This window comes from Ruegeria sp. HKCCD7628, assembly GCF_057221005.1.
Genome location: NZ_JBWVBA010000006.1, coordinates 194,497 through 210,750, shown reverse-complemented (window position 1 = coordinate 210,750; position 16,254 = coordinate 194,497). Strand labels below are relative to the sequence as shown.

The following is a 16,254-nucleotide window of genomic DNA, read 5'->3' as shown; positions in this document are numbered from 1 at the left end:
GAGGTCCCTTATGTCTTCGGCCACCCCACCGACCGGAACCGGGGCGCTAGCCAAACGCGAGGCGCGTCTGGCCTGGGCGTTGCTTTCCCCGACCGTAATCAGCGTATCGCTTGTCGTGATCCTGCCTTTGCTGGCGATCTTCTGGATCAGTTTCAAGCCGTTCACCTTGTCCGATCTGCGGCCGCCCGCACCCGTTGTGCGCGAGAGCTTGCGCGGATCAGGTGATGATTTGCGGATTGAATACCGCGTGCGAAACTCCAGTCAGGATATTGCTGTCACCGGTGTCACCTTAACCGACGTTTTGCCGGATGGCGTGACCGCGGGCGAGGTCTTGGCCCCTTGCGTGCTGGACGGGCAGGATTTGTTCTGTGATTTCGGCACTCTCGAAGGTGGCTATCGCGAACGTGTTCGCATTCCGGTCACGCTGGAAGGTGACCCGGATACTTTCGAAGATCTGATCGAAGGGTCCGAACCCAGCATAACTGGAAGTGGCCCAAGCGTTCTGACCAATTTCGAGTTCAGCCTCGAAAACTTCGCCCGCGTTTTTGACGGGGATGAGTTCTGGGGCGTTTTGTGGGTCACGCTGTTCTACACGGTGTTCGGCACGATCGGGGCGCTGGTGATGGGATTGTTCGCAGCCCTGTTGCTGAACAAAAGTTTCAAAGGGCAGGGGATCATACGGGGTCTTTACCTGTTCCCCTACGTGGCCCCGGTCATTGCCGTGGCCTTTACTTGGGTTACGCTGTTTGATCCGTTCTCAGGCTCTGCCAATGCGCTGCTTGTGCAAATGGGGCTGAGCAGTGAGCCTATCAATTTCTTCGGCGAACGTCCTCTGGCCCTGATCATGGTGACAGTGTTCGAGATCTGGCGCTATTTTCCGCTGTCCTTCCTGTTCATTTTGGCGCGAATGCAATCCATCGACTCTAGCATGTATGAAGCGGCAGATATGGATGGGGCGTCACCGTTTCAGAAGTTTTGGCTGCTGAGCATCCCGCAACTGCTGGGCATCCTGTCCGTGCTGTTCCTGCTGCGCTTTATCTGGACGTTCAACAAGTTCGACGACATTTTCCTGCTGACCGGCGGCAACGCGGGGACCCGTACGCTGACCGTGAACGTCTATGAACAGGCCTTTGCGATTTCCAATATCGGGGCAGGGGCGGCGGTGGCCGTGGTGATCCTGATGTGCCTGATCGCCTTCAGCTTTGTCTTCTTCCGTTTCATCAGCCGAGAGGAGGGCCTGTGATGCGCAAAGGCTATTTGACTGGTCCAGCCTTGGGCGCGCTCTGGCTGGTTGTGATTGCGACCACCGTCGCCATTACCATGTCCTTCTCGACAGGGGCGGCGTTTCGACCGCAGGTTTTGCTCTGCCTTGTTTGGGGCGCTGTAGCCGGGTTGATCTATGTGCGTTACCCCGAACGACACGCTATGGCGCGGCTTGGTCTGTCGATCATGCTAGGACTGTCGGCCCTGACGCGCTTTGGTCCCGTTCTGATCGGCTCTCAAACGTCCCTGCAGGCGTTGTTGGTGACCGTTTTTGCCATGGCTGCCGTGACGCACCTGTCGCTTACCGCGATATTGCGGGACACGCCGTTTGGGGAACTCACACGGCACGAGTTCGAGGATGCCGTGATCCGGTTCTGCACCGGCTTTGGCTATATCTTTTTCACCGCCATTGTTGTGATCCCTTTCTACGTCATGGTCATGACCAGCCTGAAATCGCAACAGGCGCTATTGCAGAACCCTTTGGATTTCTCGGTCGACCTGTCGCAGGGCAGTGCGTTGTTCCGCAGCTATACCGAGCTGTTCCGCGACTTCAATTTCGGCACCTACCTGTGGACATCATTCTATGTCTCGGTCCTGACGGTGTTCATCACGCTGGCCTTCAGTGTACCCGGTGCCTACGCAGTGGCGCGGTTCCGGTTCAAAGGCCAAAAGGCCTTCTCGCGCTCAATCCTGCTGATCTACATGGTGCCGATGATCGTGTTGGCGCTGCCGATCTACATCGCGTTCTCGCTGACCGGGCTGCGCAACTCGATCCTGGGCATCGTTATGATCTACCCGGTCACGACGATTCCGGTCGCCCTATACATGCTGCAAGGCTACTTCCGCGGCCTGCCGACCGAAGTCGAAGAGGCGGGTCTGATGGACGGCCTGTCGCGGCTGGCAGTGATCTGGAAGATCACCTTGCCGCTTAGCCTGCCGGCACTGGCTTCGGTCTCGCTTTACGTCTTCATGATCGCCTGGAACGAGTTCCTGCTGGCCTTCATGCTGCTGGATGACCCGTCGAAATTCACCCTGACCCGAGGTGTCACGATGCTGAACTCCTCGGAGATTCCACGCCAACACCTGATGGCCGGTGCGGTGATTGCCACCGTTCCGATCATGGCCCTGTTTCTGGGGCTTGAACGTTTCATGACCAAGGGCCTGACGGCAGGCTCGGTCAAAGGATGACTGACATGAACTACTATACGACCCCAAGTGAATCGGCCCGCAACATTCTGATCGCCAATGATCGCGGTGGCTATACCATCCCCACCAGCGGCCTTTACCCCTATCAGTGGAACTGGGACAGCGCGATTGCCGCGCTGGGTTTTGCCGAGTTCGACATCACGCGCGCCTGGACCGAACTTGAAACGCTGTTCTCGGGCCAATGGGCGGATGGCATGGTTCCGCATATCCTGTTTCACAAGCCCGATCCGGGTTACTTTCCAGGACCGGATGTTTGGGGCGGCACCGGGCCTATCCCGTCTTCGGGCATAATCCAACCACCACTGGCCGCCACAATGGCCCGGCGGATTTTGGACATAGACCAGGCCATTGGGGCAGAGAGGATGCGCGCGCTATTTCCCAAAATGCTGGCCTGGCATCGCTGGATCATGGCATGGCGGCTGGACGATCACGGTGCAGTTTGCACGACGCATCCGTGGGAGGCCGGGCGGGACAACGCGCCTGATTGGGACAATACGATGGCGGCGATTGATGCCTCGGATGTGGGTGAATATCAGCGCCGTGACACCAGCCACGTGAACAGCGCGGACCGACCGACGAAATACGATTACGACCGTTACATTAAACTGGTGAACATCGGGCGCGAGGTCGGCTGGGATCAGGAGAAACTGCTGGCATTGAATCCATTCCGTGTGGCCGATCCAACCATGAGTTTCACAACCTTGCGCGCCGCCCGCGATCTGTTGGCTATCAGCAACGATCTGGGGCTAGAAGCGGAAGGGCTCAGTGAGGATGTGGACATACTGGAAACCGGAGCACGTTCGCTTTGGAATGACGCGCTTGGTGCGTTTGACTCGCGCGATGCGCATACCGGTGAATGGGCGGACAGCGTCTCGAACGCCAGCTACTTGTGTTGGTATGCGGGCATTGACTCTGACCGGATGCTTGAGCGGGTCAAGACGGTTCTGACTACTGTCCCACACCCCATTCCAAGCTATGACCCGCAAATGCCCAAGTTTGACGAACGCCGCTACTGGCGCGGCCCGACATGGGCATTCATGAACATGCTGACAGGTTTCGGACTGGCCGAGATGGGCCATGGGGTTGAAGCCGAAGCCTTGCGTCTGAAAACAGCCCGGCTTATCGCGGGCCACGGATTTGCCGAGTATTTCGACCCTCTTACCGGAGGTCCGGCAGGAGGCAATTCTTTCACTTGGACGGCTGCGGTTTGGCTGCATTGGGCGGGGAAGAACTGATGGGGAGTATCCAGCTTAAAGCCGTCGAGAAATGGTTCGGCGAAGTTCAGGTGATCAAGGGCATCGACCTGGAAATACAAAACGGTGAGTTTGTCGTTTTCGTGGGGCCGTCTGGTTGCGGCAAGTCCACATTGTTGCGGATGATCGGTGGGCTCGAGGATATCTCGCGCGGATCGCTTCTGATCAATGGCGATGACGTAACCGACCATCCGCCCTCCAAGAGGGGGCTGACGATGGTGTTTCAGTCCTATGCGCTATACCCTCATCTTACCGTGGCCGAAAACATGGGTTTTTCGTTGAAAGTTGCGGGCGTGTCGAAACCTGAAATAGCTGAACGTGTGGGAAAGGCTGCCGAGGTTCTCAAATTGGATCCTTATCTGGAGCGCCGCCCCAAGGATCTTTCCGGCGGCCAACGACAGCGTGTCGCGATCGGCCGGTCGATCGTGCGCGACCCCACTGCGTTCCTGTTCGACGAGCCCTTGTCCAACCTTGATGCCGCTCTGCGGGTCGAAATGCGCTATGAGATCGCGAAACTGCACCAAAGTCTGAACCGAACCATGATCTATGTAACCCATGATCAGGTCGAAGCGATGACTCTGGCGGATCGCATCGTGGTGCTGGAATTCGGCAAGATCGCGCAGGTGGGCACTCCGCGCGAGTTGTACGAACGCCCCGCCAACCTTTTTGTCGCGCAGTTCATTGGCAGCCCAAAGATGAACGTTTTGCCTTGCTCTGTGGCGGGGGACCGGTTTCGTCTGGAAAACGGCGGGATTGGCCCATTTGACAGAACAGGTGACGCGACCCGGTTGGGTATCCGTCCTGAACATATCAGCGTTGTTGAATCTGGTGCGGGGAATAGTGATGGCGTGGTCGAGGTTGTCGAATACCTTGGGGCCGACATGTTTGTTATCGTCGACTGCGGATTTGACGAGAAGGTGACTGTTCGCCTTGGCGGGGATACGCAGATAAAGGCCGGAATGCAGGTTGGCCTTCTTTTCGCGCCTGAGAAACTGCAGTTCTTCGATGCGTCAGGGCAGGCGATCAGCGCAAATTAAAAGGGGGATAACCTTTCAAGGTTTAGTCTGGTCGTTGCCAATGTTTTGCACAGGCCATCGCTTCCAAAGCATAGTTTCATGAGCTTGTCGAAAAAATGGAGTGGCGCGGTCGCAACTTTGCTAGGTCGCCTCCAAATAGTTCTGATGGTTGAATCCAAGCGGTGCAGGGATCAATTCAACAAGCAGAGCGGCGTCAGGCGGGCGCGACACCAATAGAAACGATCTGAGAGCACAGTGTGCTCGCCGCAGTGAGTGACCGAGCCGTGGTCTGCGCCATAATCGGTAAGATCATCCATTCCAACGCCCAAGCGCTGCCAGATCGTTCCTGTTCATGCACCAACGCGTGATGCATCCCGGACACCTGTGTGGCGTTAAACCGGGCCAGTGTGACCAGCAGTTCGGCCAGAATGGGGTTCTGTTTATGTGGCATGGCCGAAGATGTCCCGCCGCCGGACAGCGTGATCTCGTCCACGCCCTGTTGGGCCATCAGGCAAATATCCTGCCCGATTTTCCCAAGCGAGCCTGAGATCCGCGACAACAGATTGGCATAATCAACCAAACCGTTGCGGTCGGTCTGCCAACCATGATCCACGTCATGCAACCCCAAAGAGTTGGCAATATGGGTCGCCAAATCCCGCCGCGCGGTCCCAATCGTCTGGCCATCGCCAACAGGGCCGCCTAGCTGAACGCGCTCGATCTTAGGGCGAATGTCTTCGATACTATGGTGAAAGGCATGTAAAGGGCTGCGCCAGGTTCCGATCCGGTGGCCGACGGTGACGGGCAGGGCTGCTTGCATCCGCGTGCGCCCCATGATTTTGCGTTCACTAAACTGTTCACTCAGATCGCCCAACATGTCCGACAGCTGCGACAGGCGCGTTTGCAGCAGGTTGCTGGTCTCGCGCAGGGTCAACGCCAAGGCCGTGTCCATCACGTCTTGGGATGTTGTTCCGGTGTGAATGGCCGGGGCCAATGGGCCTGCATCCGATCTAAGGGCCTGAACCAGAGCCGGTACAGGCAGCCCATCCGCCATGGTGCCAGCGCGCAAGGTATCCATTCCGGGCACGGCCTGTTCAATCCATGCGGCAGCAGCGTCCGCTTGCTCGGCGGGGATTCTTCCGATTGCACCCAACCCGCGCGAATAGGCGGCCTCGAAGGCCAGCATATGGGTAAGTGACCGCTCCGCCGACCAGATCTCTTGTGTCTCGGCATCTCCGAACAGGCCCGAAAACCAGGGGTGCGAGAACAGATCGGTCATAGTCTACGTCCTTATTTTGGGTCGTCCGGCCTAACGTTAGGCCGCAGCCGGGCGCAGGCCCAGAATGGCGCGCGCCTGGTCTACACTCGCAACTGGGCGGTCGTGGGCGTGGCACAAATCGACGGCTCTCTGCACCAGCGCTGCATTGGACGGGGCAAGCGTGTCGCGATCCAGACGCACGTTGTCCTCCAGCCCCGTGCGCACATGCCCGCCCGCCGCGATGGACCATTCGTTCAGCTTGATCTGCCCAGCCCCGATCCCGGCGGCGCACCACGGGACGTCTCCGAACAGGCGGTGCACGGTTTTGACGTAGAAGTCGAATACATCTCGATCCACGGGCATGGCATTGCGGACCCCCATGACGAATTGGACATAGGGCGTATCGGGCAATTGCCCCTCGCGGTGCATCCGGGCCGCTTGCAGGATATGCGACAGGTCAAAAGCCTCGATCTCGGGTTTGACGCCGTAGGTTACCATCTCACTGGCCAACCAGTTCACCAGATCGGGCGGGTTTTCATAAACGCGCGTCGGAAAGTTGTTCGATCCCACCGAAAGCGAGGCCATATCCGGGGACAGCGGCAACATGCCCCCGCGCGCTTTGCCCGCGCCGGACCGCCCCCCGGTTGAAAGCTGCACAATCATGCCGGGGCAGTGCGTTTCGATTCCCTCCTTCAGCGCTGCGAACAGGTCGGGGTCCGAGGTGGGTTTGCCCTCAGCGTCCCGCACATGGCAATGAGCGATAGAGGCTCCGGCCTCGAAAGCTTCATGAGTGCTTTCGATCTGCTCCGGCACGCTGATGGGAACGGCCGGGTTATCGGCCTTGGTGGGCACCGATCCGGTGATCGCCACACAGATGATGCAGGGGGTTTGTGAGACAGGATCAGACATCGAAAAACACCGTTTCTGAAGGGCCTTGCAATTGAATATCGAACCGGTAGCCGCCTTCAACCTGTTCCGCGATAAGAGTTTGCCTGCGCACGGGCTGCTCAATCAGGTTCAGCACCGGATCCGACGCATTTGCCGCCATTTCATCGGGGAAATAAAGCCGGGTGTTGAGGCCCAGATTGATCCCACGAGCAACCAGCCACAAGTTAATATGCGGAGCCATCACCGCGCCGGATTGGTCTGTCACGGCGCCCGGTTTGATTGTGCCGAACGCCCATTCGCCCGTCTCGAAATCCGGTATCACACGGCCCCAGCCACGAAAGCCCGGATCAACAGAGCCCTGATCGGGATAAACGCCATTTGCATCCGCCTGCCATGTTTCGATCAGTACATCCTTGACCGGCGCGCCGGTTCCGTCGCGCACCACACCGCGCACAGTGATCTTCGTCCCTGACGCGTCTGGCCCCGCGATGTCACGGCCTAACTCGTGCCGGTAGATATCGAACCCGGCGTCTCCGGGGGCCAGCCCGATATGCACATAGGGCCCCGCGGTCTGTGAGGGTGTTTCCTTGAGATAGTCCAGCTTTTGCACCATGGTCAGTTCCCCTCGGGCCGGTTTTCGAAATAAGTCGACCGCTGCCCGCGCAGCACGATGTCGAACTTATAAGCAAGACAATCGAAAGGGACGGAGGCATTGATATCCAGCGCGGCCACCAGTTGGTCAATCGCGCGCGGGTTGGGGATAGTGTTGATGATCGGACATTTGGCAATCAGCGGGTCGCCTTCAAAGTAAAGCTGCGTGATCAGGCGCTGCGCAAAGCTGGTCCCGAAGACTGACACGTGAATATGCGCAGGCCGCCAACTGCTGACCCAGTTGCGCCAAGGGTAAGCGCCGGGTTTGACGGTGCGAAACTGGTAGTAACCCAGATCATCGGTCAGCGTTCGCCCACAGCCGCCGAAATTCGGGTCGATGGCGGCCAGATAGGTATCTTTCTTGTGTCGATACCGCCCTCCGGCATTGGCTTGCCATATCTCGACCAGAGTATTGGGCACCGGGCGGGCGTTTTCATCCAGCACCCTTCCGTGCAGCAGGATACGCTCGCCCACCGGATCGCCGGTTGTAGCGAAATTGCGCAGCAGGTCATTGTCCAGCGGGTCGATGTCAACATGGCCAAAGGTCGGGCCAGACAGCTCGCTAGTGGTTCCTTCCAGAGACAAAAGCGGCTGTCTCGGAGACCGCGTCACGCTGGTTTTGTAGTTGGGGTCCAAGGCTTGCGGATGCCAGGCCCTGTCGCGTGGGAAAAGCTGGGTCATTCCGCCATGTCCTCCATCTCGGAAAAGGTTTGTTTGGCAAGGGCAATGGCCCGATTGGCGCAGGGAACGCCGGCATAGACGGCGGCGTGCAGGAAAGCCTGAAGGATATCGTCTTTCGAAGCCCCGGTATTGGCGCAGGCGCGCACATGCATGGGGATCTCGTCAAAGTTCCGCGTCGCGGCCAGGAGTGCCAGCGTAATCATAGATCGTTCGCGCGGGGTGATCGTGTCGTCCGCCCAAAGCGTGCCCCACGCAGTTTCGGTGATCATGTCCTGAAACGGCGCGTCAAAGGCGGTTTTGCGCGCCTCGGCGCGATCCACATGGGCGTCGCCCAGAACTTTGCGGCGCACGGATATGCCGGTTGCATGGCGATCCATCACAGTCCCCTTTTCGTCGGTCATCTTCAATACGGCAGCCCCACATAGTTCTCGGCCATCGCCTTTTGCGCGGCTTCGTTCGTGCGCAGAAAGTCAATCTCGGCCCGTTGCATCTTGAGGTCAAATTCGGACTGGTCGGGAAAGCGGTGCAGCAGCGTTGAAAACCACCAGCTGAACCGCTCGGCCTTCCAAACCCGCGCCAGAGCGTTTTGCGAATAGGCGTCGATCCCGGCCTCAGACCCATCTTGGTAATAGTCCTTCAAACCTTGAAACAGGTAGTGCACGTCCGAGGCTGCCGTATTCAGTCCCTTGGCCCCGGTTGGCGGCACGATATGCGCCGCGTCCCCGCATAAAAACAACCGCCCCCACTGCATCGGCTCGGTCACGAAGGAACGCAGTGGCGCGATGGATTTTTCGATCGACGGGCCGGTTACAAGGCGATCGGCATATTCCTGTGGAATGCGGCGTTTCAGCTCGGCCCAAAAAGCGGCATCAGTCCAGTCTTCAGGGTGATCGGACAGAGAACACTGGATGTAATAGCGACTCAGCGCCTCGTTGCGCATAGAACACAGCGCAAAGCCGCGATGGGACGAGGCATAGATCAGTTCGTGATGCACAGGCGGGGTTTCGGACAAAATGCCCAGCCAGCCAAAAGGATAGATCTTTTCGTATTCGCGCCGGACCGACAGCGGGATGGTTTGGCGGCTGACCCCGTGAAATCCGTCGCAGCCCGCGACGAAATCCGCATCGATACGCTGATCTTGCCCATCAGTGGTGAAGGTCACATAGGGGGCGTCGGTTTCAGCGTCATGAATGGTGACGTTTTCGGTGTTGAAGATCATCGCGCCACCTGCGGCCTCGCGCGCGTCATAGAGGTCGCGGGTCACTTCGGTCTGGCCGTAAACCAGAACTGGGGTGCCGGTATGGTGCTGGAAGTCGACCCGGAAGCAGTCGTCTTCGACCGCTATCAACGTGCCGCTATGTTCAATTGCCTCAGCGTGCAGGCGCGGGCTGGCGCCTGCCTGATCCATCAGGTCGACAAAACCCTGCTCCAGCACGCCGGCGCGGATGCGGCCCAACACATAGTCCTTGGTCCGACGCTCCAGTACGATGCTGTCGATTCCCTGCGTTGCCAGAAGCTGTGATAACAGCAAACCCGACGGCCCGCCGCCGATCACAAGAACTTGCGTCCGCATCTTATCCTCCTGTCCCCGCTGTGCAGGATTGCATTGTGCAAGAGGTTTCGCAACGCACGGATGCGGCCATACCGTTGCGATAAAAGCATAAGGGGGCCATACATGATCCCATGCGATGACTGGATACCGCCCCGTATCGGACCTAGGACGCTGGACTGATGATAAGCGGGCCTGCAAAAAAAGTTGCGATATTATGCATGTTATGCATTAAATTGCATCGCGACGCATCGCGCAGAGGAGGAAACAATGAAGATCAAACGCACGCTGATCGGGGCGTTGGGGGCTATGGCCCTTGGCATGGGAACGGTGGCAAACGCGGCCGAGTATGAATTCAACCTGCAAAGCTTCTTGCCTGCGCAGGCGACGATTCCATCGAAAATCATCGACGTCTGGGCCGACAAGATCGAAGAGGATTCGGGCGGACGCATCGAAATTACCCGCTATCCGTCGATGCAACTGGGCGGCAAGCCGCCGGAACTGCTGGATCAGGTGATCGACGGCGTGATTGACATGACTTGGAACGTCATCGGTTATACGCCGGGCCGCTTCCCGTCGACCGAAGTGTTCGAATTGCCCTTCCTGGTGAATGACGCCAAGCCCGCTTCGGCCGCGTTTTGGACCTTGCTGGAGGAAGACATCGCCGCGCGTGAGTTCTCGGACGTGAAGGTTCTGGGTGGCTGGGTCCACGGCCCCGGCATGATCCATGCCAATAAAGAGGTTCTGACGCCAGACGATTTCAACGGTATGAAAATCCGTGGCGCCTCGCGTCAGGTCAACGCCTTGCTCAGCACATTGGGCGCGACCCCGGTGGGTATGCCTGTGCCTGCGGTGCCCGAGGCGCTGTCCAAGGGTGTGATCGACGGCACGACCATTCCGTGGGAAGTGACCAAAGCGCTGAAAGTGCCGGAACTGGTAGAAAACCATACCGAATTCACAGGGCCGATGATGTATACCGTGACCTTCGTTCTGGCCATGAACAAGGAAAAATACGCCGCACTGCCGGATGATCTGAAAGCTGTCATCGACGACAACTCGGGTCTGGAGTTCTCCATGTTCGCAGGCGAAGTCCAGCAGGCCTATGACGAGCCCGCACGTGAAATCGCGCTGGATCGCGGGAACAACGTGGTGACTCTGGACGCCGAACAATCCGCCGCCTGGGCCGAGGCCGCACAGCCTGTCTATGACACCTGGCTGTCAGAGATGAACGAAAAGGGCATTGACGGTCAGGCCCTGATAGATCGGGCCAAAGCGTTGATGAACGAGTACGGCAGCTAAGCCGGACCTTCCGCGCGGGGCTCAGACAGCGCCGCGCGACATTTAAACCAAAATCTGCATCGGCACCGTTGGTGGAGGGGACATGCACCAAACGATAGAAAAGCTGGCGCGCGGCATGGCATTGCTGGGCGGCGCTGTTCTGACGGCTTTGATCCTGTTGATCTGTATCTCGGTTCTGGGCCGGTCCCTCAATACATTGCTGCATGGTTGGATCGGACAGGTTGCGCCGGGCTTTTCTGAATGGGCTCTGGGGCTGGGTGTCGGGCCTATCAATGGTGATTTTGAGATTGTCGAGGCGGGCGTGGCCTTTGCCATCTTTGCGTTTCTGCCGCTCTGCCAGTTGAATTCGGGCCATGCGGTCGTGGATATTTTCACCTCGAAACTATCGCCCCGGGTTGACCGTATCTTACGCATGTTGGCCGAGGTGGTCTTTGCCGCCGTTTTGGTGCTGATCGCAGTGCAGTTGTTCGGGGGCATGATGGCGAAGCTGCGGTTTGGTGAGAATACGTTTATCCTCCAATTCCCCGTCTGGTGGGGTTACGCCGCCAGCTTTTGCGCAGCCGTCGTGGCGGCGGTCGTTGGTCTTTATATGGCGGGCATCCGCATCCGCGAATGCGCGACAGGAAAGGAACTCCTGCCGTGAGCGATCTCGTCATCGGGTTGCTGTCCTTTCCCGCTCTGCTTTTGCTGATATTCGCCCGCGTGCCGATTGGGTTGGCCATGTTCGTCACCGGTCTGGTCGGGATTGTGACTGTCACCGGCAACCTGAATATCCCGTTGGGCCGGCTGAAATCCGAGACCTACACGACCTTCTCCAGCTATTCCCTGTCGATTGTGCCGATGTTCCTGCTGATGGGGTATTTTGCCACGCTGGGCGGGATGTCGACGGCGCTGTTCAAAGCGGCAGAGGGCTTTTTGGGCCATCGCCGGGGCGGTGTCGCCATGGCCGCGATCGGAGCTTGCGCAGGGTTCGGGGCGATCTGCGGATCGTCGCTGGCGACGGCGGCCACGATGGGGCGCGTGGCACTGCCTGAGTTACGTCGGTATGGCTATGCCGGTGGCTTCTCGACCGCCACGTTGGCCGCAGGGGGGACGTTGGGCATTCTGATCCCGCCTTCGGTTGTGTTGGTGATCTACGCGATCCTGACCGAACAGAATATCGCCAAGCTGTTTCTAGCTGCATTCATCCCCGGCGTTCTGGCGGCATTGGGTTATGTGATTGCCGTCTCGGTCTATGTGCGCCTTTACCCAGACAGCGCCGGAACCCGTCCTGCCGTGCCCTACCGTGAACGGTTTCGGCTGTTGCTGGACGTCTGGCCCGTGCTGGTTGTCTTTGGCGGCGTTGTCGGCGGCATTTATGCGGGGTGGTTCACGCCCACAGAAGGCGCTGCTGTGGGGGCGGCTGGAACCGGACTCATCGCGCTAGCTAATGGCGGGCTGACATGGTCGACGCTGAAAGACAGTTTCACTACCACGGCCAAATCCACGGCGATGATCTTCTTCATCATTCTGGGCGCGGGGTTCTATAACGGGTTTCTGGCGCTGACGAATGTGCCGCAGGAACTGGCGAATTTTGTGCTGAGTCAGGGCTTCAGCCCCTGGGCAATTCTGGCTCTGATCCTTGTGTTTTATCTGGTTCTTGGTTGTGTGATGGACAGCCTCAGCATGATCCTGTTGACGATTCCCATCTTCTACCCGGTTATATCCGTGCTGGATTTCGGCTTGGTCGACTTGATCGCGATGCAACATGATGCAGCACGTACTGCGCTGGCCGGAGCTGCCGACATCGCCCCCGACATCCGCGCTGAAGTCGAAGCCCTGATTGCCTCGGGGGCTGAGATCAGTCGCGATTTACAGAAAGAGATCGGTATCCGAGTCACACAAGGCATGGCCGACCGCATCGCCGAAGAACGCACAGCCATTTGGTTCGGTATCCTCGTGTTGATCGTGGTTGAGGTCGGGTTGATTACGCCTCCAGTCGGGATGAATCTGTTTGTGATCAACACGATGGACCGTGAAACCCGCATGACCGAGACCTACAAGGCCGTGCTGTTCTTTGTCGGATCTGACATCCTGCGTGTTGTCCTTTTGGTGCTGTTCCCGGCGATCACTCTATTCCTGATCCCATTTGGCTGACCTTTGCTGGGTTGTGCAAGAAAATGCACAAACGCAAAAAACACTGTTGCAAACATATGCGGGAGATGTGCATTATAACGCATATTTCAGGCGTCGGGGCGAAATTTTCTGAAACCCCGGTTCGAATGATCCCCCAACGAGACGACCCATAGGGGAGATGGGCGGCACATCAGGGTGATTGTTTTTCCGGCAAGCAGCCGCTGGCCCGTCGAGGGGAGGAGGAACCCGTGTCAGAAAACCAGAATGCAGCCCTTTGGTTTGTGGATCGTCACCTGCGCGAAGGGCGCGGCGACAAAGTGGCCTTTCACGAGGCCGACGGACAGCAACGCACGCTGACCTATCGCGCCTTGGCCGAGGAAAGCGCGCGGTTTGCGGGCGCGCTGACGCGCCATGACGTGCGCCGCGAAGAACGTGTGGCGATGGTTGTGCTGGACCAGATCGAATTTCCGATCCTGTTCTGGGGCGCGATCAAGGCCGGAGCCATTCCGGTGCCGATCAACACATTGCTGTCCGCGCCGGTATATGCCGCGACCCTGAACGATAGCCGCGCGACGGTTCTGATCGTATCGGCCGAGATGTGGGCCACGATCGCACCTGCGATCCAAGGCAATACAAATCTGCGGCAGGTTATCGTTGTAGGCGACGCGCCCGATGGCACCACCAGCCTTGAGGCGTTCATGGACGGGGCCACGCCAGTGGAAACCGTCACCTCGGACAGTGATGAGGCCGCGTTCTGGCTCTATTCCTCGGGCTCGACGGGTCTGCCGAAAGGTGTGCGCCATGTGCAGTCCAGCCTTCGGGCCACCGCCGATACATTCGGGGCGCAGGTGCTGGGTATCCGGGAAGAAGACGTGGTGTTCTCGGTCGCCAAGCTGTTCTTTGCCTATGGGTTGGGCAACGGGCTGACCTTTCCGCTGTCGGTTGGGGCAACGACGATCCTTCTGGGTGGCCGCCCAACGCCGGATGTGGCGTTTCAGATCATCGCCGCGCACAAGCCGACGCTATTTTGCGGTGTGCCCACCTTCTTTGCCGCGATGAACGCACGGTTCGAGGCGGGCGATCTACAAAGCGAACCAAATCTGCGCCTGTGTACTTCGGCTGGCGAGGCGCTACCGCGCGAGGTGGGTGAGGCGTGGGAGAAGAATATGGGTGCGCAGATCGTGGATGGCGTGGGCTCGACCGAGATGCTGCACATTTTCCTGTCGAACCGCCCCGGTGACATAGTCTACGGAACTTCTGGCACGGCGGTGCCCGGCTATGACGTGCGTCTGGTCGACGAAGCCGATCACGAGGTTGGCGATGGCGAGGTGGGCGAGCTGCTGGTGCGGGGTCCTTCCTCTGCCGAAAGCTATTGGAACCGGCGCGAGAAATCGCGTGCGACTTTCGAGGGGCATTGGACCCGGACTGGCGACAAGTATGAGCGCACAGCCGAGGGTCGCTATATCTATTGCGGGCGTACGGATGACATGTTCAAGGTGTCCGGTATCTGGGTCAGCCCGTTCGAGATTGAACAGACGCTGATCGAACACCCCGCCATTCTGGAGGCCGCGATTGTGGCCCATGCCGACGAGCAAGGCCTGGACAAGCCTCGCGCCTTTGTCGTTCTGAAAGATGGTCAAAGCGCGGATGCGATTGGGGATCTGAAAGACTTTGTCAAAGACCGGATCGGCAAGTGGAAATATCCGCGCTGGGTCGAGGTGGTGGACGATTTGCCCAAAACCGCAACCGGCAAAATCCAACGTTTTAAACTGAGGGAAACCGCATGATCTGGCAGGATGGCGGCTCGGGCCGCATGGATGTGAACGGTAGGGAATTGGAATATGGCACCTGGGGCCCTGCGCCACAGGATGCGCCAACCATCGTATTGCTGCACGAAGGGCTGGGTTGCGTCGCGATGTGGCGGGATTTCCCTGCCGAGATTTCGGCGGCAACCGGCTTTGGTGTTCTGGCCTATTCCCGTGCTGGCTACGGCCAATCCGATCCAGCAGAGCTGCCGCGCCCGCTGGACTACATGACCGTCGAAGCGCAGCAGGTTCTGGGTCCCGTTCTGGATCAGACTGGCATTCAGCGGGCGGTTCTGCTGGGCCATTCCGACGGTGCGACGATTGCGGCGATCTATGCAGGCTCGGTCTCGGACCAGCGGGTGCGGGGGCTAATCCTGATGGCGCCGCATTTCTTTACCGAAGAGATGGGGTTGGCTTCGATTGCCGCCGCGCGGGAAGCGTTTGATACCGGCGACCTAGCAGGGCGGCTGGCGTCTTATCACCGCGACCCGGCGGCGATGTTTAATGGCTGGTGTGATGCGTGGCTGGACCCCGGTTTCCGCAACTGGAACGTGGCGGATGTCATCGACTACCTGCGCATTCCGACGCTTGCGATTCAGGGGCGTGATGATCAGTATGGCACACTGGCTCAGATTGCCGAGGTTGAAACCCGCAGCTATGCCCCAGTCGAAACAGCCATACTGGACAATTGTCGACACGCCCCTCAGTTTGATCAACCCACAGCAACCCTGACAGCAATCGCAGAGTTCACCGCCCGGCTTGAGCGGTTGGAACACGCAATGCCTGAAATGGCATGACCAGCGACTGTTGGCCTCCGCATGCTTACGTACCGGGTCAGACAGCGCGTCACCCCGAAGGTCTGTTTGACCCGCTGAAAACCGGCCTGGCGGATGTTGCGCCGTCGGATCTGGTGGGTACATCTGCCTGGACCAGCGGTTTGGCCTTTCTGAACGAAGGGTATTTTTGGGAGGCGCATGAGGTGCTCGAGGCCGTCTGGCTGGCCTGCCCGCCCAATTCGCCAGAACGTCTGATGGTGCAGGCGGTTATCCAATACGCAAACGCCTGTCTGAAAGGTCGGATGGGGCAGCCTCGCGCGATGGCGCGGCTAATGACCTTGTCCGACGATCTGGCTTGCGAGGCGGTGGACCGGGCAGGAGGGGCTGTTCTGGGTTTGAATGGTGAGATGTGCAAAATAATGCACAACAAGGTAGCAGTAGAGGGTAGAATCGGCAAAAAATGCATCTAAAAGATGCGTTATGTTGCACTCATTCCT

Annotated in this window: 16 protein-coding genes; 10 read left to right on the top strand and 6 right to left on the bottom strand. The window is 58.7% G+C overall.

Features of this window, described 5'->3' with window-relative positions; genetic code table 11:
- Nucleotides 1-10: 10 nt before the first annotated feature.
- Genes AC2TAD_RS14475 through AC2TAD_RS14460 form a run of 4 tightly spaced genes read left to right on the top strand, consistent with a single transcriptional unit; the run spans nt 11 to nt 4,759 of the window.
- Nucleotides 11-1,243, top strand: a complete 1,233-nt coding sequence (locus AC2TAD_RS14475; protein WP_170754350.1) for a carbohydrate ABC transporter permease — start codon at nt 11-13, stop codon at nt 1,241-1,243.
- Nucleotides 1,243-2,451, top strand: a complete 1,209-nt coding sequence (locus AC2TAD_RS14470; protein WP_480868505.1) for a carbohydrate ABC transporter permease — start codon at nt 1,243-1,245, stop codon at nt 2,449-2,451. Before AC2TAD_RS14475 ends, AC2TAD_RS14470 begins: the two co-directional genes overlap by 1 nt.
- A gap of 5 nt (nt 2,452-2,456) precedes the next feature.
- Nucleotides 2,457-3,704, top strand: a complete 1,248-nt coding sequence (locus tag AC2TAD_RS14465; protein ID WP_480868502.1) for an MGH1-like glycoside hydrolase domain-containing protein — start codon at nt 2,457-2,459, stop codon at nt 3,702-3,704.
- Nucleotides 3,704-4,759 (top strand): ABC transporter ATP-binding protein, encoded by a 1,056-nt coding sequence (locus tag AC2TAD_RS14460; protein WP_480868500.1) that lies wholly within the window; start codon nt 3,704-3,706, stop codon nt 4,757-4,759. The genes AC2TAD_RS14465 and AC2TAD_RS14460 overlap by 1 nt, the downstream gene beginning before the upstream one ends.
- A gap of 193 nt (nt 4,760-4,952) precedes the next feature.
- Here the strand turns inward: AC2TAD_RS14460 and AC2TAD_RS14455 are convergent, their stop codons facing one another.
- The 6 genes from AC2TAD_RS14455 to pobA are packed head-to-tail and all read right to left on the bottom strand — an operon-like array spanning nt 4,953 to nt 9,786.
- Entirely contained in the window at nt 4,953-6,014 is a 1,062-nt protein-coding gene (locus AC2TAD_RS14455; RefSeq protein ID WP_480868498.1) for a 3-carboxy-cis,cis-muconate cycloisomerase, read from the bottom strand.
- A 36-nt stretch (nt 6,015-6,050) separates the two neighbouring features.
- Nucleotides 6,051-6,902 carry a 3-oxoadipate:acetyl-CoA acetyltransferase gene (locus AC2TAD_RS14450; protein WP_170754340.1) on the bottom strand — a complete coding sequence of 284 codons (852 nt, stop codon included), beginning with the start codon at nt 6,900-6,902 and terminating at the stop codon, nt 6,051-6,053.
- The gene (pcaG, locus tag AC2TAD_RS14445) at nt 6,895-7,494 is read right to left on the bottom strand and encodes a protocatechuate 3,4-dioxygenase subunit alpha (RefSeq protein ID WP_480868496.1); all 600 of its coding nucleotides are present in this window, start codon (nt 7,492-7,494) and stop codon (nt 6,895-6,897) included. The genes AC2TAD_RS14450 and pcaG overlap by 8 nt, the downstream gene beginning before the upstream one ends.
- 2 nt (nt 7,495-7,496) lie before the next feature.
- Entirely contained in the window at nt 7,497-8,213 is a 717-nt protein-coding gene (gene pcaH / locus AC2TAD_RS14440; protein WP_480868494.1) for a protocatechuate 3,4-dioxygenase subunit beta, read from the bottom strand.
- Complete coding sequence (gene pcaC, locus AC2TAD_RS14435) at nt 8,210-8,590, bottom strand: 4-carboxymuconolactone decarboxylase (protein WP_480868492.1); 381 nt, start codon at nt 8,588-8,590, stop codon at nt 8,210-8,212. The genes pcaH and pcaC overlap by 4 nt, the downstream gene beginning before the upstream one ends.
- A 26-nt stretch (nt 8,591-8,616) precedes the next feature.
- Entirely contained in the window at nt 8,617-9,786 is a 1,170-nt protein-coding gene (gene pobA, locus AC2TAD_RS14430) for a 4-hydroxybenzoate 3-monooxygenase (protein ID WP_480868491.1), read from the bottom strand.
- 246 nt (nt 9,787-10,032) lie between these two features.
- Between pobA and AC2TAD_RS14425 the strand changes: the two genes are divergently transcribed.
- From AC2TAD_RS14425 to AC2TAD_RS14400, 6 genes are all read left to right on the top strand, one after another.
- Complete coding sequence (locus AC2TAD_RS14425) at nt 10,033-11,061, top strand: TRAP transporter substrate-binding protein (protein ID WP_480868489.1); 1,029 nt, start codon at nt 10,033-10,035, stop codon at nt 11,059-11,061.
- 82 nt (nt 11,062-11,143) lie between these two features.
- The gene (locus tag AC2TAD_RS14420) at nt 11,144-11,704 is read left to right on the top strand and encodes a TRAP transporter small permease (protein WP_480868488.1); all 561 of its coding nucleotides are present in this window, start codon (nt 11,144-11,146) and stop codon (nt 11,702-11,704) included.
- Nucleotides 11,701-13,197 (top strand): TRAP transporter large permease, encoded by a 1,497-nt coding sequence (locus AC2TAD_RS14415; RefSeq protein ID WP_480868486.1) that lies wholly within the window; start codon nt 11,701-11,703, stop codon nt 13,195-13,197. The genes AC2TAD_RS14420 and AC2TAD_RS14415 overlap by 4 nt, the downstream gene beginning before the upstream one ends.
- A gap of 227 nt (nt 13,198-13,424) precedes the next feature.
- Nucleotides 13,425-14,963 carry a benzoate-CoA ligase family protein gene (locus AC2TAD_RS14410; RefSeq protein ID WP_480868484.1) on the top strand — a complete coding sequence of 513 codons (1,539 nt, stop codon included), beginning with the start codon at nt 13,425-13,427 and terminating at the stop codon, nt 14,961-14,963.
- A complete protein-coding gene (locus AC2TAD_RS14405) occupies nt 14,960-15,778 on the top strand; it encodes an alpha/beta fold hydrolase (protein ID WP_480868483.1) in 819 nt (272 codons plus the stop codon). Before AC2TAD_RS14410 ends, AC2TAD_RS14405 begins: the two co-directional genes overlap by 4 nt.
- Nucleotides 15,775-16,227: a DUF309 domain-containing protein gene (locus AC2TAD_RS14400; protein WP_480868481.1), complete on the top strand. Its 453-nt coding sequence runs from the start codon at nt 15,775-15,777 to the stop codon at nt 16,225-16,227. Before AC2TAD_RS14405 ends, AC2TAD_RS14400 begins: the two co-directional genes overlap by 4 nt.
- Nucleotides 16,228-16,254: the final 27 nt, after the last annotated feature.